The following is a 15981-nucleotide window of genomic DNA, read 5'->3' as shown; positions in this document are numbered from 1 at the left end:
AAGGTAGGAAGCTTCATTGCTGCCTTCACAATCTTTGTGGAACAATGCGGCGACATGCGTTTGCGAGGTTGTTGCCGTGATCGACCCCGATGGTTTCCGTCCTAATGTCGGGATCATTCTGACGAATGACGCCGGACAGGTGCTATGGGCTCGCCGTATCAATCAAGATGCCTGGCAGTTTCCGCAAGGAGGGATCAATCCCGAGGAGACGCCGGAAGACGCCTTGTACCGCGAGTTGAACGAAGAAGTGGGCCTGGAACGCGAGGATGTTGAAATTCTCGCCTGTACCCGGGGCTGGTTGCGCTATCGTTTGCCGCAACGTCTGGTGCGAACCCACAGCCAACCGCTGTGCATCGGCCAGAAACAGAAGTGGTTTCTCCTGCGCCTGATCTCCAACGAGCAGCGGGTGCGGATGGATTTGACCGGTAAACCGGAGTTCGATGGCTGGCGCTGGGTCAGCTATTGGTATCCGTTGGGCCAGGTGGTGACATTCAAGCGCGAGGTGTATCGCCGCGCTCTCAAAGAGCTTGCCCCGCGCCTTTTAGCGCGCGACTGACGACGGAGTTCGACCCCGAGCCATGCTCAATACGCTGCGCAAGATCGTCCAGGAAGTTAACTCCGCCAAGGATCTCAAGGCGGCGTTGGGGATTATTGTATTGCGCGTCAAAGAGGCCATGGGCAGCCAGGTCTGCTCGGTCTACCTGCTTGATCCCGAGACCAACCGCTTCGTCCTGATGGCCACCGAGGGCTTGAACAAGCGCTCGATCGGCAAGGTCAGCATGGCACCCAACGAAGGTCTGGTCGGCCTGGTCGGCACGCGTGAAGAACCCCTGAACCTCGAAAACGCCGCGGATCACCCGCGCTACCGCTACTTCGCCGAAACCGGCGAGGAGCGTTACGCCTCGTTCCTCGGGGCGCCGATCATTCACCACCGCCGCGTCGTCGGCGTGTTGGTCATCCAGCAGAAAGAACGTCGCCAGTTCGATGAAGGTGAAGAAGCCTTCCTCGTGACCATGAGCGCGCAGCTCGCTGGCGTAATCGCTCACGCCGAGGCCACCGGTTCGATCCGAGGTCTGGGCCGTCAGGGCAAGGGCATCCAGGAAGCCAAGTTCGTCGGTGTGCCGGGTTCGCCGGGCGCAGCGGTCGGTACGGCGGTGGTCATGTTGCCGCCGGCGGATCTGGACGTGGTGCCGGACAAGCACATCGACGACATCGATGCCGAGCTGGAGCTGTTCAAGACCGCCATCGAAGGCGTGCGCGCCGACATGCGTGCCTTGTCGGCCAAACTGGCGACCCAGTTGCGTCCGGAAGAGCGCGCGCTGTTCGACGTCTACCTGATGATGCTCGACGATGCCTCGCTGGGCAGCGAAATCACCACCGTGATCAAGACCGGCCAGTGGGCCCAGGGCGCGTTGCGTCAGGTGGTCACCGATCACGTCAACCGTTTCGAATTGATGGACGATGAATACCTGCGTGAGCGGGCGTCGGACGTCAAGGACCTGGGCCGTCGCCTGCTCGCCTACTTGCAGGAAGAGCGTCAGCAGAACCTGGTCTACCCGGAAAAAACCATTCTGGTCAGCGAAGAACTGACGCCGGCAATGCTCGGCGAGGTGCCGGAAGGCACGCTGGTCGGTCTGGTCTCGGTACTCGGTTCGGGCAACTCCCACGTCGCAATCCTGGCCCGGGCCATGGGCATCCCGACGGTCATGGGTCTGGTCGACCTGCCGTATGCCAAGGTTGACGGCATCGACATGATCGTCGATGGCACCAAGGGCGATGTCTACACCAACCCCAGCGAAGTGTTGCGCAAGCAATTCGCCGATGTGGTGGAAGAAGAGAAACAACTGGCGCTGGGCCTCGATACCCTGCGCGACCTGCCATGCGTGACCCTCGATGGCCACCGCATGCCGCTGTGGGTCAACACCGGCCTGCTGGCGGACGTGGCGCGGGCGCAGAAACGTGGCGCCGAAGGCGTCGGTCTGTACCGCACCGAAGTGCCGTTCATGATCAACCAGCGTTTCCCGAGCGAGAAGGAACAACTGGCGATCTACCGTGAGCAGCTTGCCGCGTTCCACCCGCAACCGGTGACCATGCGCAGCCTGGACATCGGCGGGGACAAGTCGCTGTCGTACTTCCCGATCAAGGAAGACAACCCGTTCCTCGGCTGGCGCGGGATCCGCGTCACCCTCGACCACCCGGAAATCTTCCTGGTGCAGACCCGCGCGATGCTCAAGGCCAGCGAAGGCCTGAACAACCTGCGGATCCTGCTGCCGATGATCTCCGGCATCCACGAGCTCGAAGAGGCGCTGCACCTGATTCACCGTGCCTGGGGCGAAGTGCGCGACGAAGGCACCGACGTGCCGATGCCGCCGGTGGGCGTGATGATTGAAATTCCTGCGGCGGTCTACCAGACCAAGGAACTGGCGCGGATGGTGGACTTCCTGTCGGTCGGCTCCAACGACCTGACCCAGTACCTGTTGGCCGTGGACCGCAACAACCCACGGGTGGCCGATCTCTACGACTACCTGCACCCGGCGGTGCTGCAAGCCCTGCAAACCGTGGTGCGCGACGCCCATGCCGAAGGCAAGCCGGTGAGCATCTGCGGCGAGATGGCCGGTGACCCGGCGGCGGCGGTGCTGTTGATGGCGATGGGTTTCGACAGCCTGTCGATGAACGCCACCAACCTGCCGAAGGTGAAGTGGATGCTGCGTCAGATCAACCTGAGCAAGGCCAGGGATCTGCTGGCGGAACTGATGACTATCGATAACCCGCAAGTTATCCACAGCTCGCTGCAGTTGGCGCTGAAGAACCTCGGATTGGCGAAGATGGTCAGTCCAGCGGCGGCCAAACCTCTCTGAGCACAGGATCGCAGCCTTCGGGCTGCGATCTTCAGAGGTTGATTTCCACTTCCCCCAAGTGCCCGCCATACGGCCCGAAACTGCGCTCCACCATCCGCCGCGTCCCGTCGGCCTGCACAATCAGCGCCGTACTCGCCCGTGTCCCATAGCTCTGGCTGGCAATAAACACACTCGACAACAACGACTCGGTCGCCAGCCCCACGCCGGTGTCCGGCAGTTCGGCGAACGGCGCGGTCTGCGCATCGCCCAGCAGCGCGAGCAACCGCTCGGGCTGTGGATCATCCAGCACCGCATTCAATGCAGCCTTGGCCTTGAGCAGTTTCGGCCACGGCGTATCCAGCCCGGCGTTTGAAAGCCCGTAAAGGCCCGGCTGCAACATCACCGGTTCCGAAGTCCGGGCGTTGAAATGCCACAACTCATGAGCATTGCCCAGCAGCAGATTGAACCCGGCATACTCCGGCGAACGGGCGACAACGTCGGACAAATAGTCATCGATCGACAGGTTTCCGGTCAGAAACCCCGCCACCAATTCTCCCCGGGAGCGCCGGGCTGGCGGTTGATGCGGATCACGGATGTTGGTCAGTGCGGCAAAACGTCCATTGGCGCCGAGGCCGAGCCAGGTGCCTCCGGCCTCCAGGTCCCGACCGGCGTGAACGTGCGGCGCTTCCGGCCACTGGGCCAGCGGCAGGCTGGGCCGGGCGTAGAACTCGTCACGGTTGGCCGCGACGATCAGCGGCTGGGCATGCCCCGGCCGCCAGGCGAAAACGATCAGGCACATAAGGTGGTCCTTGTGTGTTTTCTGCCCACTCTACGCAGACATCGTCCGTGCATCCATCGCCAGTGGAGCCGAAGGCCATGCATCCGTTACCATGCCGCTCCGGTTTTGGGGATGCGCCTTGGAGGCAGCATGGAATTTCTGCTCTATCTGGCGCTGGGTGCCTGTGCAGGCGTGCTGGCCGGGCTGTTCGGGGTTGGCGGCGGGATCATCATCGTTCCGGTGCTGGTGTTCAGTTTCACCTTGCAAGGCTTCGATCCGTCGATCCTGACCCACCTGGCCGTCGGCACGTCGCTGGCGACGATCATCTTCACCTCGGTCAACGCCGTGCGTGAGCATCATCGACGCGGGGCGGTGCGTTGGTCGATCTTCAAGTGGATGACCGTCGGGATTCTGCTTGGCGCCGGTTTCGGGGCGCTGACGGCCGAAGCGATCTCCGGGCCCAATCTGCAGAAAATCATCGGTGTATTCGCGCTGGTGATCGCGGCGCAGCTGGCGCTGGACGTCAAACCCAAGGCCAGCCGAACGGTGCCCGGCAAGCTCGGTCTGACCATGGCCGGCAGTGTGATCGGCTGGGCGTCGGCGATTTTCGGGATTGGCGGTGGCTCGCTGACCGTGCCGTTCCTGACCTGGCGCAGCGTGCCGATGCAGCAGGCGGTGGCGACATCGTCGGCCTGTGGCCTGCCGATTGCCGTGGCCAGTGCAATAAGTTTCATGATTCTGGGCTGGCATGATCCGTTGCTGCCGGCCCATAGTCTCGGGTTTGTGTATCTGCCGGCGCTGCTGGGCATTGCGTTGACCAGCATGGTGTTCGCCCGTCTCGGCGCGCGGCTGGCGCACAAGTTGTCGCCGAAGTTGCTGAAACGGCTGTTCGCCGCTTTGCTGTTCTGCGTGGGGCTGAGCTTTTTGTTCTGAGCAGGCCACAATCCTGGCTTAATCCTGAGGTGGCAGCGTCGCCCGGGAATTTTGAAGATTTGAACTCTAACGAGGAGTCGCAATGCTGCCTTACCCGCAGATCGACCCGGTGGCCCTGGCCATCGGTCCGCTGAAAATCCATTGGTACGGCCTGATGTATCTGGTCGGCATTGGCGGTGCGTGGCTGCTGGCGTCGCGCCGGCTCAACCGTTTCGACCCGACCTGGACCAAGGAGAAACTCTCCGATCTGGTGTTCTGGCTGTCGATGGGCGTGATTGTCGGCGGGCGACTGGGCTATGTGCTGTTCTACGATCTGAGCGCCTACATCGCCAACCCGACGCTGATTTTCGAGGTGTGGAAGGGCGGCATGTCGTTCCACGGCGGCTTCATCGGCGTGATGCTGGCGGCGTTGTGGTTCGGCAAGCGTAACGGCAAGTCGTTCTTCCAGCTGATGGACTTCGTCGCGCCGATGGTGCCGATCGGCCTGGGTGCCGGACGCATCGGCAACTTCATCAACGCCGAGCTGTGGGGCAAGGCCACCGACGTGCCGTGGGCCATGGTGTTCCCGCCGTTCAGCGACCCGGCGCAACTGCCGCGTCACCCTTCGCAGCTGTACCAGTTCGCGCTCGAAGGCGTCGCGCTGTTCCTGATCCTCTGGCTGTTCTCGCGCAAGCCGCGCCCAACCATGGCGGTCTCGGGCATGTTCGCGCTGTTCTATGGCATCTTCCGTTTCATCGTCGAATTCGTCCGCGTGCCGGACGCGCAACTGGGCTACCTCGCCTGGAACTGGCTGACCATGGGTCAGGTACTGTGTGTACCGATGATCATCGGCGGGCTGTTCCTGATCTGGCTGGCCTACCGTCGTGCCCCGGCGGCACCGGTTGCACCGACGGCTTAAATTTTCGAACCCCGGCGCGGTTGGCCGGGGCTCAAGGACACAGGTAACTCATGAAGCAATATCTCGATCTGGTGTCGCACGTCATCAACAACGGCACCAAACAGGCCAACCGTACCGGCGTGAACACCATCAGCTTTCCGGGCGCGATGCTGCGCTTCGATCTGCAGGAAGGTTTCCCGGCGATCACCACCCGCAAGATGGCCTTCAAATCGGCCATCGGCGAGATGTGCGGCTTTCTGCGTGGCGTGAACAATGCTGCGGAATTCCGTGCGCTGGGCTGCAAGGTCTGGGATCAGAACGCCAACGAAAACGCCCAGTGGCTGGCCAACCCGTTCCGCCAGGGCGAAGACGACCTCGGCGAAATCTACGGCGTGCAATGGCGCAAATGGCCGGCGTACAAGCAGATCCCGCTGAGCAACACCGCCGCCATCGAACAAACCCTGAGCAACGGCTACAAGCAGATTGCCCAGGGCGAAGAAGACGGCCAGGCCTACGTGGTGCTGTACAAAGCCATCGATCAAGTGCGCCAGTGCGTCGACACGATCATCAAGGATCCGGGCAGCCGCCGCATCCTGTTCCACGGCTGGAACTGCGCCCAGCTCGATGAAATGGCTTTGCCGCCGTGCCATCTGCTGTACCAGTTCCACCCGAATGTCGAGACCAAAGAGATTTCTCTGACCCTCTACATCCGCTCCAACGACCTGGGTCTGGGCACGCCGTTCAACCTCACCGAAGGCGCTGCACTGCTGAGTCTGATCGGTCGCCTGACCGGTTATACGCCGCGCTGGTTCACCTATTTCATCGGTGACGCCCACGTCTACGAGAACCACCTCGACATGCTCAACGAACAGCTCAAGCGCGAGCCGTTCGCCATGCCGAAGTTGAAGATTTCGGATCGTGTGCCGGAATTCGCCAAGACGGGCGTGTACCAGCCGGAATGGCTGGAGCTGGTGGAGCCGAGCGACTTCTCGCTGGAAGGCTACGAGCACCATGCGCCGATGACCGCGCCGATGGCGGTCTGAAAACCGGGTGATCAAACACTGAGGGAGCCAAATGGCTCCCTCAGTCGTTTCTGGCGTTCTTAATGGCCGTGACTGCGGCCCACATGCGAATGCTCAACCTCCGCTGCCACAACTCCGCCACTCACTTCCAGCCGTTGCAGGATCCCGCACTGATCCGCTTCCGGCCCTTCGCCACAACGCTGGCGCAGGTCGAGCAGTTGCGTCTGCAACGCCAACAACCCATCGATTCGCGCCTTGACGTGCTGGATGTGCTCGTCGATCAGCGCATTCACGCTTTCGCACTGATCCTGCGGGCTGTCGCGCAAGGCGAGCAGGCTGCGGATCTCTTCGAGGGTCATGTCGAGGGTGCGGCAGTTGCGGATGAACGTCAGGCGCTCGGCGTGGGCCTGGGTGTAGACGCGGTAGTTGCCGTCACTGCGGGCCGGTTCCGGCAGCAGGTTTTCGCGCTCGTAGTAGCGGATGGTTTCTACGGCGCAATCGGTCTGTTTCGCCAGTTCTCCGATCTTCATGACAGCGATCTCCAAAAGGGTGCTTGACCCTATAGTGGCTACAGGGTCTTTACTTGGCAACAGGCACCTTCATGGACGCGACCAATGAGCGATTCCCAGCACACCCACCCTCACACCCACAAACCGGGCGACGGGCACGATCACAGTCATAAATTGCAGCCTGTGCATAAGCATTCCCACGGCGGCGATTCCTGCTGTTCATCGAAAGCCGCTGCGCCAGCGCTGGTACAACTGAGCGAGGCGAAAAGCGCCGACGCCCGGCTGAGCAGTTTCCGCATCGAGGCGATGGACTGCCCGACCGAGCAGACGCTGATCCAGAACAAGCTCGGCAAACTCGCCGGGATCCAGCAGCTGGAATTCAACCTGATCAACCGCGTGCTCGGCGTGACCCACAATCTGCCGGACACCGCGCCGATCATCGACGCAATCAAATCCCTCGGCATGCAGGCCGAGCCGCTCGAGGCGGGCGTTGATTCCCCGGCCGCCGCCCCGGTGAAAAAACACTGGTGGCCGCTGGCGCTGTCCGGCGTCGGTGCGCTCGCTGCCGAAGTGATCCACTTCACCAGCGCCGCGCCGACCTGGGTGGTGGCGATCATCGCGCTGATCTCGATCCTCAGCGGCGGCCTCACCACCTACAAGAAGGGCTGGATCGCCCTGAAGAACCGCAACCTCAACATCAACGCCCTGATGAGCATCGCCGTGACCGGCGCCGTGTTGATCGGCCAATGGCCGGAAGCGGCGATGGTGATGTTCTTGTTCACCGTGGCCGAGCTGATCGAAGCGCGCTCGCTGGATCGCGCACGCAACGCCATCAGCGGTTTGATGCAGATGACCCCGGAGCAGGCGACTGTGTTGCAGGCTGACGGCAACTGGGTCGAACTGGATGTGAAAAGCATCGATCTCGGCGCCCGTGTGCGGGTAAAACCCGGCGAGCGTATTGCGCTGGACGGTGAAGTCGTCAGCGGCAGTTCGACTATCGATCAGGCGCCGATCACCGGCGAAAGCCTGCCCGTGGAAAAAACCGTCGGCGACAAAGTGTTCGCCGGCACCATCAACCAGGCCGGTTCGCTGGAGTATGCGGTGACGGCAGCGGCGAACAATTCCACCCTGGCGCGAATCATCCACGCCGTGGAACAGGCGCAAGGCGCGCGGGCGCCCACCCAGCGCTTTGTCGATCAGTTCTCGAAAATCTACACCCCGGTGGTCTTCGTCCTGGCCCTGGCCGTGGCGATCATCCCGCCGCTGTTCATGGGCGCCGTGTGGTTCGACTGGATCTACCGCGCGCTGGTGCTGCTGGTGGTTGCGTGCCCGTGCGCACTGGTGATTTCCACCCCGGTGACCATCGTCAGCGGCCTCGCCGCAGCGGCGCGCAAAGGCATTCTGGTCAAGGGCGGCGTGTACCTGGAGGGCGGTTTCAAACTCGACTATCTGGCCCTCGACAAGACCGGCACCATCACCCACGGCAAGCCGGTGCAGACCGACTACCTGTCCCTCGATCCGACCGCCGACGCCACGGCGCCGGCGATTGCCGCCGCGCTGGCCGGGCGTTCCGATCACCCGGTGTCGCTGGCCATCGCCAACGCAGCTGTGGATAAAGGTTTCGCCACGCTGGTTGTGGATAACTTCGAAGCGCTGGCCGGGCGTGGTGTGAAGGGTGAGGTCAACGGCCAGGCCTACCACCTGGGCAACCATCGTTTGGTGGAAGAACTGGGCCTTTGCTCGCCGCAACTGGAAGAAAAACTGTTCGCGCTGGAAAAACAGGGCAAGTCCGTGGTGCTGCTGCTCGACCGTTCCGGCCCGCTGGCATTGTTTGCCGTGGCCGACACAGTCAAGGAAACCAGCCGCGAAGCGATTCGCCAGCTGCACGATCTGGGCGTGAAAACCCTGATGCTCACCGGCGACAACGTCCACACCGCGCAGGCCATTGCGGCGCAGGTCGGGATCGATCAGGCCAAGGGCGACTTGCTGCCCACCGACAAACTGCAAGCCATCGAAGAACTGTACGCGCAGGGCCGTCGGGTCGGCATGGTCGGCGACGGTATCAACGATGCGCCGGCACTGGCTCGTGCGGAGATCGGTTTTGCGATGGCGGCGGCTGGCACCGATACGGCGATTGAAACCGCCGATGTCGCCCTGATGGACGACGATCTGCGCAAGATTCCGGCCTTCATCAGCTTGTCCCGCAACACGGCCAGCATCCTGAAACAGAACATTGCGTTGGCATTGGTGATCAAGGCTATCTTTCTTGGGGTAACCTTCGCCGGGCTCGCCACCATGTGGATGGCGGTGTTTGCCGACATGGGCGTGAGCCTGCTGGTGGTGTTCAACGGTTTGCGCCTGTTGCGCAAATAGAGGAAGAGGGGCGGTTGTGCTGAGTGCCGAGCTGAAAGCGTTTTACATGGTGGCCCGCCTGGGCAGCATCACGCTGGCGGCGAAAAAGCTCGGCCTCAGTCAACCGACCGTGACCACCCAGATCCGTAATCTGGAAAGTCAGTACTCGGTGGAGCTGTTCTACCGTGGCGGCCGGCGCCTGAGTGTCAGCGATGAAGGTGCGCGGCTGTTGCCGATGGTCAAGGCGCTGTTGCAGCAGGAGGCCGATATCGAGTTCTTCCTGCGCAACAGTGGTCAGGTTCAGGGCACCCTGCGCATCGCCGCCACCGCGCCGTATTACATCCTCGATCTGGTGAAGACCTTCCGCGAACGTCTGCCGCAGGTGGAAGTGTCGGTGGAAATCGGCAACTCGCAGCAAGTGCTCGAAGCGCTGGAGGATTACCGGGTGGATGTCGCGGCATCGTCGCAATTGCTCGACGATGCGCGGCTGATCCGCCGGGTGCTTGGAAGCGATCCGCTGGTGCTGGCGGTGCATCGCAATCATCCACTGGCAGCGCACGACCATGTGCCGCTGAGTGCACTGGCCGGGCATACCCTGTTGATGCGTGAACCGGGCTCGACCACCCGTCGCTTGACCGAAGAATTGCTGGCCGGTGCCGGGGTCAGTTTCGGCCCGTTGCTGGAGATCGGCAGCCGTGAATCGATCCGCGAAGCGGTGCTGCGCAACATCGGCATCAGCATCATCGCCCGCCAGGAAGTACCGCATGATCCGCAGTTGCGGGTGCTGACCCTGGAGAATGCGCCGCAGATCCCCGAATATCTCTACTGCCTCAAGGAACGCAAGAACGCCCGGTTGCCGGCGGCGTTTCTCGGGCTGGCGCAGGAAATGTCCCCGGCCTGATCAACCCAAATCCCTGAATACCACTATCGGTCGATTTTGCCTTACTGCCATATGACCGACGCATTACAACTCTAGGATTTGCCTCATCTGCTTGATGAGGTCTGTCCATGAACCCTGCAATCGCAACTGCCCTGACCAACCCCGGCGCCCCGATGAAAGTGCGGGGCGTGCAGAAGCGCTTCGGCGCCTTCACCGCGCTGGATAACGTCTCCCTCGATGTCGCGGCCGGTGAGCTGGTGTGCCTGCTCGGCCCGTCGGGCTGTGGCAAGACCACGCTGTTGCGCTGCATCGCCGGTCTGGAGAAGCAGGACAGTGGCGAGTTGTACCTCGGCGAGCGCGACGTTTCCCACCTCGCCCCGCAGGCCCGGGACTACGGCATCCTGTTCCAGTCCTACGCGCTGTTCCCCAATCTGACCGTCGAAGCGAACATTGCCTACGGCCTCGCCGGCAGTGGTCGTGATGAAGTGCGCCGTCGCGTTGGTCAGATGCTGGAGCTGGTCGGCCTCACCGGCAGTGAGAAAAAGTACCCGGGCCAGTTGTCCGGTGGCCAGCAGCAACGAGTTGCACTGGCCCGAGCCCTGGCCCCCGCGCCGTCGTTGCTGCTGCTCGACGAACCGATGTCGGCCCTCGACGCCCGGGTTCGCGAGCATCTGTGCACCGAGTTGCGCCAACTGCAACGCAACCTCGGCATCACCACCCTGATGGTCACCCACAATCAGGACGAAGCCATGCTGATGGCCGACCGCATCGCCGTGATGAACAACGGCAAGGTCGAGCAGTACGCCACCCCGCAGGAAATCTACAACCGCCCGGCCACGCCGTTCGTGGCCGAGTTCGTCGGCCAGGGCAACTGGCTGCCGTTCCAGCGCAGCAGCGACAGCCACGCCAAGGTCGGCGGGATGAACCTGCGCCTGGCCGATGGCAGCGTCCACAGCCCGTCGGGCCGACTGTTCTGCCGTCCGGAAGCGATCAACGTCAATCCGCTGGTGCACGAAGAAAACCTGTTCCCGGCCAAGGTCCGCGAGATCACTTTCCTCGGCAACCGCTGCCGCATGAGCTTCGAGCTCGATCAATTGCCCGGCCACGCCTTGCTCGCCGAACTGGCACCGGAAGCCATGCCGCGCCTCGGCGCCCAGCAAATCATGGTCGCCTTGCCGCCACGCAGCCTGCAGGTGTTTGCCTGATGAACAGCAACCTCGCACTGCCGCTACCGCAAAAGCAGGCGCGGCAGGTGTCCGGGGCCGAGGTCGGCGACCGGATCTTCGTCCTCGGCGGCAAACTCCTGCTGCTGGTGCTGCTCGGTGTGGCGGTGCTGTTGCCATTGCTGGCGATCTTCTGGCGCGGTTTCAGCAGCGAAGCCGGGCAGGGTGGTGGCTGGCTGGCGGCGAAGGAACTGGTGACCAGCGACAATTTTCACTGGTTGCTCGGTAACAGCCTGAAGGTTTCCCTCAGCGTCGCGGCCATCGTCGTACCGCTGGCCTACCTGTTTGCCTACGCGTTGCAACGCACGTTGATTCCCGCCAAAGGCATCTGGCGCGGGATTTCCCTGCTGCCGCTGATGGCGCCGTCGATGTTGCCGGGGATTGCCCTGGTCTATCTGTTCGGCAATCAGGGCATGTTGCGCGGGCTGCTATCGGACAACATCTACGGTTTCTGGGGGATTGTTCTGGGTGAGGTGATCTACACCTTCCCACACGCCTTGATGATTTTGCTGTCAGCCCTGTCGCTGGCGGATGCGCGACTGTTCGACGCCGCGTCGAGCATGGGCGCCAGTCCTGCGAAAGCCTTCCGCAGCATTACTTGGCCGGCAACCCGCCAGGCTGTGTTCGCCGCGTTCTGTTTGGTGTTCACCCTGACCATCACTGATTTCGGTGTGCCGGTGGTGGTCGGTGGCGACTATCAGGTGCTGGCGCTGGAAGCCTACAAAGCGGTGGTCGGCCAGCAGCAATTCGGTCGTGGCGCGTTGATCGGCATGGTTCTGCTGCTGCCGGCGCTGTTCAGCTTCGGCGTCGATGCCTGGCTGCGTCGGCGTCACGGCGACTCCATGAGCGGCCGCGCCCAGGTGTTCAAACCGGCGCCGTCGAAGAAGCGCGACGCCTGTTATCTGGCGATCGTCCTGCTGATCAGTGCGGCGTTGCTGCTGGTGTTCGGCATGGCGGTGTTCTCGTCGCTGGTGAAGTTCTGGCCGTACAACCTGTCGCTGTCACTCAACCACTATCAGTTCAACGAGACCGCCGGCGGTGGGTGGCTGGCCTACGGCAACAGTTTGAAAATGGCGCTGGGCACGGCATTGATCGGCAGCGTGCTGATCTTCACCGGCGCTTACCTGATGGAAAAGACCCGCAGCCAGCGCGGACTGAATTTGACCCTGCGCATGCTCAGTTTCGTACCGATGGCGGTACCGGGACTGGTGCTGGGGCTGGGTTACGTCTTCTTCTTCAACCTCACCGGCAACCCGCTGCACGTGCTGTACGGGACCATGACCCTGCTGATCGTCTGCACCATTGCTCACTATTTGACCACTGCGCAGATGACCGCCACCACTGCGCTGCGCCAGCTCGACGCCGAGTTCGAAGCCGCCGCGCTGTCGCTCAAGGCGCCGCTGTACCGGCATTACCTGAAGGTCACCGTGCCGATCTGCCTGCCGGCGCTGCTGGACATCGTGCGCTACCTGTTCGTCTCGGCCATGACCACCGTGTCGGCAGCGATCTTCCTCTACAGCCCCGACACCATCCTTGCGGCGGTGGCGGTGCTGAACATGGATGACGCCGGCAACGTCGGCGGCGCGGCGGCGATGTCGACCCTGATTCTGTTCACCTCGGCGGGCGTGTCCTTGCTGCTGGCGTGGGCTTCGCGCGGCTTGCTGCGCCGTTCCCAGGCCTGGCGGCAAACGGCGCCCGGTCACTGATTCACGACTTATCCCTATCGCCTCAACTCACCTACAGGAAAACGATCATGTTCAAGCCTATGGCCCTGGCCGCTGCTGTGCTCGCTACTTTCAGCCTGAATGCCTTCGCGGCAAAAACCGAGTTGACGGTGTACACCGCCCTCGAAGCCGAACAGCTTAAGAGCTATAAGGAAGCGTTCGAAAAGGCCAACCCGGACGTCGAGATCAAGTGGGTGCGCGATTCCACCGGGATCATCACCGCCAAACTGCTGGCCGAAAAAGAGCGTCCACAGGCTGACGCGGTGTGGGGCCTGGCAGCATCGAGCCTGGCGATCCTCGATCAGCAAGGCATGCTGCAAAGCTATGCGCCGAAGGATCTGGGCAAGATCGGTGCGAACTACCGCGACGCCGCCAACCCGCCAGCCTGGGTCGGCATGGACGTCTGGGCCGCAACCATTTGCTTCAACACTGTCGAGGCCGAGAAACAAGGCCTGACCAAACCGGTGAGCTGGCAGGACCTTACCAAGCCTGAGTACAAAGGCAAGATCGTGATGCCGAACCCGGCCTCGTCCGGCACCGGTTTCCTCGACGTCAGCGCCTGGCTGCAAACCTTCGGCGAGAAGCAGGGCTGGGCTTACATGGACGGTCTGCACCAGAACATCGGCCAATACGTTCACTCCGGTTCCAAGCCTTGCAAACTGGCGGCCGCTGGCGAATTCCCGATCGGGATTTCCTTCGAATACCCGGCCGTACAGTTGAAACGCCAGGGTGCACCGCTGGACATCATCCTGCCGAAGGAAGGCCTGGGCTGGGAGATCGAAGCGACTGCCGTGATCAAAGGCACGCCGCACGAAGAGGCTGCGAAGAAACTGGCTGACTTCTCCGCCAGCGCCCCGGCGATGGATCTGTACAAGGAAAACTTCGCCGTCCTCGCCCAGCCGGGCATCGCCAAGCCGCAGACCGAACTGCCGGCCGACTACGAGCAGCGCCTGATCAAGAACGACTTTGCCTGGGCCTCGAAGAACCGCGACGAGATCCTGACCGAATGGCGCAAGCGCTATGACGGCAAGTCCGAGAAAGTGGTCGCCAAGTAAGATCTTCATCGACTGACAGGGCCCCATCGCTGGCTTGCCAGCGATGGCGGTCTCTCATTCAGAGCACCTCTCAATGACACAACACAAAGACTTGCTGATCGTCGGCGCCGGCATCCTGGGCCTGTCCCACGCCTATGCCGCCGCCCGGCGTGGTCTCAAAGTCACGGTTTTCGAGCGCACCGCTACGCCACTCGGCGCGTCGGTTCGCAACTTCGGCCAGGCACTGGTCACCGGTCAGCCACCGGGCCTGATGCTCGAACTGGCCAAGGCCAGCCGCGAGATCTGGGGTCAGTGGGCGCAGCTCGCCGGCCTGCAACTCAAGCGCAACGGCTCGTACCTGTTCGCCCGTACCGAGGCCGAAGAGCACTTGCTCGATGCCTTCTGCGTCGGGCGCGCCGTGGAGCACGACTATCGCGTCAACCTGTTGCGCGGTGCCGCATTACGAGATCTGTATGGCGGCCAGTTCAGCCATCACCGCGCCGCGCTGCACGGGATGGACGATCAACAACTGTATTCCCGGGAAGCGATTCCGGCGCTGATCGATTACCTGCGTCGCGAACTCAACGTCGAGTTCCACTTCTCGACGCTGGTGCGCGACGTCGAGCCGGGGAGGCTGCAAAGCACTGCCGGCACTTTTACCGCCGAGCAGATCATTGTCTGTTCCGGCCACGATTATCAGACCTTGCTGGCCGAGCCGATTGCCGCCCTCGACCCACAGATCTGCCGCCTGCAAATGCTCCGCGCCCGGCCGCAAATTGACCTGAACCTGCAACACGCCTTGCTCACCGGCCTCAGCTGCGTGCACTACGGCGCCTTCGCCGACTTGCCGGAAGCCGCAGCGGTGCAGGCGCAGATCCTGCGCGAGCAACCGCACCTGCAGGAAAACGGCATTCACCTGCTGATCAGCCCGACGCCGTATGGCGAACTGATCATCGGCGACTCGCACCATTACGGCAGCGATCCGTCGCCGTTCAACGCCGAGCAGGTCGACAACTGGATGCTCGAACTGGCCGAACAGACCCTCGGCTGCAAGGTGCAAGTGGTCGAGCGCTGGCAGGGTGTCTATGGTTCTCGGGGGCCGGGGCCGGGGCCGGGGCCGTTTTCGTTCCTGCGTCCGGCGCCGGGGCTGAGTGTGGCGCTGATGCACAGTGGCGTCGGCATGAGCGTCGGCCCGGCCATGGCCGAGCGCAACATCGCAACCTTGCTGGGAGAGGTTTGATGACGGGGCACGAACAGGTGATCGCCCGGGTGTTCGGGCTCTATGAGCGGTTTGGTGCCAGCGACTATATCGGCGAACCGGTGTCGCAGATCGAGCACATGTCCCAGGCTGCGCAACTGGCCATCGCCGAAGGTTTTGACGATGAAGTGGTGCTTGCCGCGTTCTTCCATGACATCGGTCATTTGTGTGCCGAAGGTGCGGAGAACATGGGCGGTTACGGCGTGGTCAGCCACGAGCGCCTCGGTGCCGATTATTTGCGCGAGGCCGGATTTAGCGAACGCATGGCGCGTCTGGTGGAGTATCACGTCCAGGCCAAGCGCTATCTGACACTCAGGGATTCGGGCTATTACGAGCGCTTGAGCGAAGCCAGCCGACGCACTCTGGAATATCAGGGCGGGGTGATGACGGAGGCTGAAGCCGATGCGTTCGAGCGGGATCCGTTGTGCGCTGTGAGTCTTCGGATGCGCCAGTGGGATGAACTGGCGAAGGAAATGGCCGTGCCGGTGATGGATCTGGGCGTGCTGAAAGACAAAGCAGCTCGGTTGCTTGCTGCGTAAGTCTTTGAACTGACC

14 protein-coding genes are annotated in these 15981 nt (G+C 62.5%); 12 read left to right on the top strand and 2 right to left on the bottom strand.

Features of this window, described 5'->3' with window-relative positions:
- The first annotated feature begins 76 nt into the window (after positions 1 to 76).
- Positions 77 to 556, top strand: coding sequence for an RNA pyrophosphohydrolase (locus tag AC07N4_RS16400; RefSeq protein ID WP_003229203.1), 480 nt, complete (start codon positions 77 to 79; stop codon positions 554 to 556).
- A 22-nt stretch (positions 557 to 578) separates the two neighbouring features.
- Complete coding sequence (gene ptsP / locus AC07N4_RS16395; RefSeq protein ID WP_096817498.1) at positions 579 to 2858, top strand: phosphoenolpyruvate--protein phosphotransferase; 2280 nt, start codon at positions 579 to 581, stop codon at positions 2856 to 2858.
- A 31-nt stretch (positions 2859 to 2889) separates the two neighbouring features.
- Here the strand turns inward: ptsP and AC07N4_RS16390 are convergent, their stop codons facing one another.
- Positions 2890 to 3636, bottom strand: coding sequence for an NRDE family protein (locus AC07N4_RS16390; RefSeq protein ID WP_493065672.1), 747 nt, complete (start codon positions 3634 to 3636; stop codon positions 2890 to 2892).
- Positions 3637 to 3765: 129 nt separating this feature from the next.
- Here AC07N4_RS16390 and AC07N4_RS16385 point away from each other — a divergent pair, with 129 nt between their 5' ends.
- From AC07N4_RS16385 to AC07N4_RS16375, 3 genes are all read left to right on the top strand, one after another.
- A complete protein-coding gene (locus AC07N4_RS16385) occupies positions 3766 to 4548 on the top strand; it encodes a sulfite exporter TauE/SafE family protein (protein WP_493065673.1) in 783 nt (260 codons plus the stop codon).
- 82 nt (positions 4549 to 4630) lie between these two features.
- Complete coding sequence (gene lgt, locus AC07N4_RS16380; RefSeq protein WP_096817506.1) at positions 4631 to 5446, top strand: prolipoprotein diacylglyceryl transferase; 816 nt, start codon at positions 4631 to 4633, stop codon at positions 5444 to 5446.
- Positions 5447 to 5496: 50 nt separating this feature from the next.
- Positions 5497 to 6468 carry a thymidylate synthase gene (locus AC07N4_RS16375; RefSeq protein ID WP_011336420.1) on the top strand — a complete coding sequence of 324 codons (972 nt, stop codon included), beginning with the start codon at positions 5497 to 5499 and terminating at the stop codon, positions 6466 to 6468.
- Positions 6469 to 6527: 59 nt separating this feature from the next.
- On the opposite strand, the gene cadR is transcribed toward AC07N4_RS16375, so the two are convergent.
- Entirely contained in the window at positions 6528 to 6977 is a 450-nt protein-coding gene (gene cadR, locus AC07N4_RS16370; RefSeq protein ID WP_007953454.1) for a Cd(II)/Pb(II)-responsive transcriptional regulator, read from the bottom strand.
- A gap of 84 nt (positions 6978 to 7061) precedes the next feature.
- Here cadR and AC07N4_RS16365 point away from each other — a divergent pair, with 84 nt between their 5' ends.
- The 7 genes from AC07N4_RS16365 to AC07N4_RS16335 all read left to right on the top strand — a co-directional run bounded on the left by AC07N4_RS16365 (position 7062) and on the right by AC07N4_RS16335 (position 15966).
- On the top strand, positions 7062 to 9329 hold the full coding sequence (locus AC07N4_RS16365; protein ID WP_493065674.1) for a heavy metal translocating P-type ATPase: 2268 nt from the start codon (positions 7062 to 7064) through the stop codon (positions 9327 to 9329).
- 16 nt (positions 9330 to 9345) lie between these two features.
- The gene (locus AC07N4_RS16360; protein ID WP_493065675.1) at positions 9346 to 10209 is read left to right on the top strand and encodes a LysR family transcriptional regulator; all 864 of its coding nucleotides are present in this window, start codon (positions 9346 to 9348) and stop codon (positions 10207 to 10209) included.
- 107 nt (positions 10210 to 10316) lie between these two features.
- On the top strand, positions 10317 to 11393 hold the full coding sequence (locus AC07N4_RS16355) for a putative 2-aminoethylphosphonate ABC transporter ATP-binding protein (RefSeq protein WP_007953451.1): 1077 nt from the start codon (positions 10317 to 10319) through the stop codon (positions 11391 to 11393).
- On the top strand, positions 11393 to 13117 hold the full coding sequence (locus AC07N4_RS16350) for a putative 2-aminoethylphosphonate ABC transporter permease subunit (protein WP_114886147.1): 1725 nt from the start codon (positions 11393 to 11395) through the stop codon (positions 13115 to 13117). The genes AC07N4_RS16355 and AC07N4_RS16350 overlap by 1 nt, the downstream gene beginning before the upstream one ends.
- Positions 13118 to 13164: 47 nt before the next feature.
- Positions 13165 to 14190 carry a putative 2-aminoethylphosphonate ABC transporter substrate-binding protein gene (locus tag AC07N4_RS16345; protein WP_096817517.1) on the top strand — a complete coding sequence of 342 codons (1026 nt, stop codon included), beginning with the start codon at positions 13165 to 13167 and terminating at the stop codon, positions 14188 to 14190.
- Between the two features lie 73 nt (positions 14191 to 14263).
- The gene (locus AC07N4_RS16340; protein WP_493065676.1) at positions 14264 to 15409 is read left to right on the top strand and encodes a TIGR03364 family FAD-dependent oxidoreductase; all 1146 of its coding nucleotides are present in this window, start codon (positions 14264 to 14266) and stop codon (positions 15407 to 15409) included.
- Positions 15409 to 15966: a phosphonate degradation HD-domain oxygenase gene (locus AC07N4_RS16335; protein ID WP_493065677.1), complete on the top strand. Its 558-nt coding sequence runs from the start codon at positions 15409 to 15411 to the stop codon at positions 15964 to 15966. The genes AC07N4_RS16340 and AC07N4_RS16335 overlap by 1 nt, the downstream gene beginning before the upstream one ends.
- Positions 15967 to 15981: the final 15 nt, after the last annotated feature.

This window comes from Pseudomonas sp. GW821-FHT09E04 (genome assembly GCF_059416185.1).
This window is presented reverse-complemented; position numbering and strand designations above follow the sequence as displayed.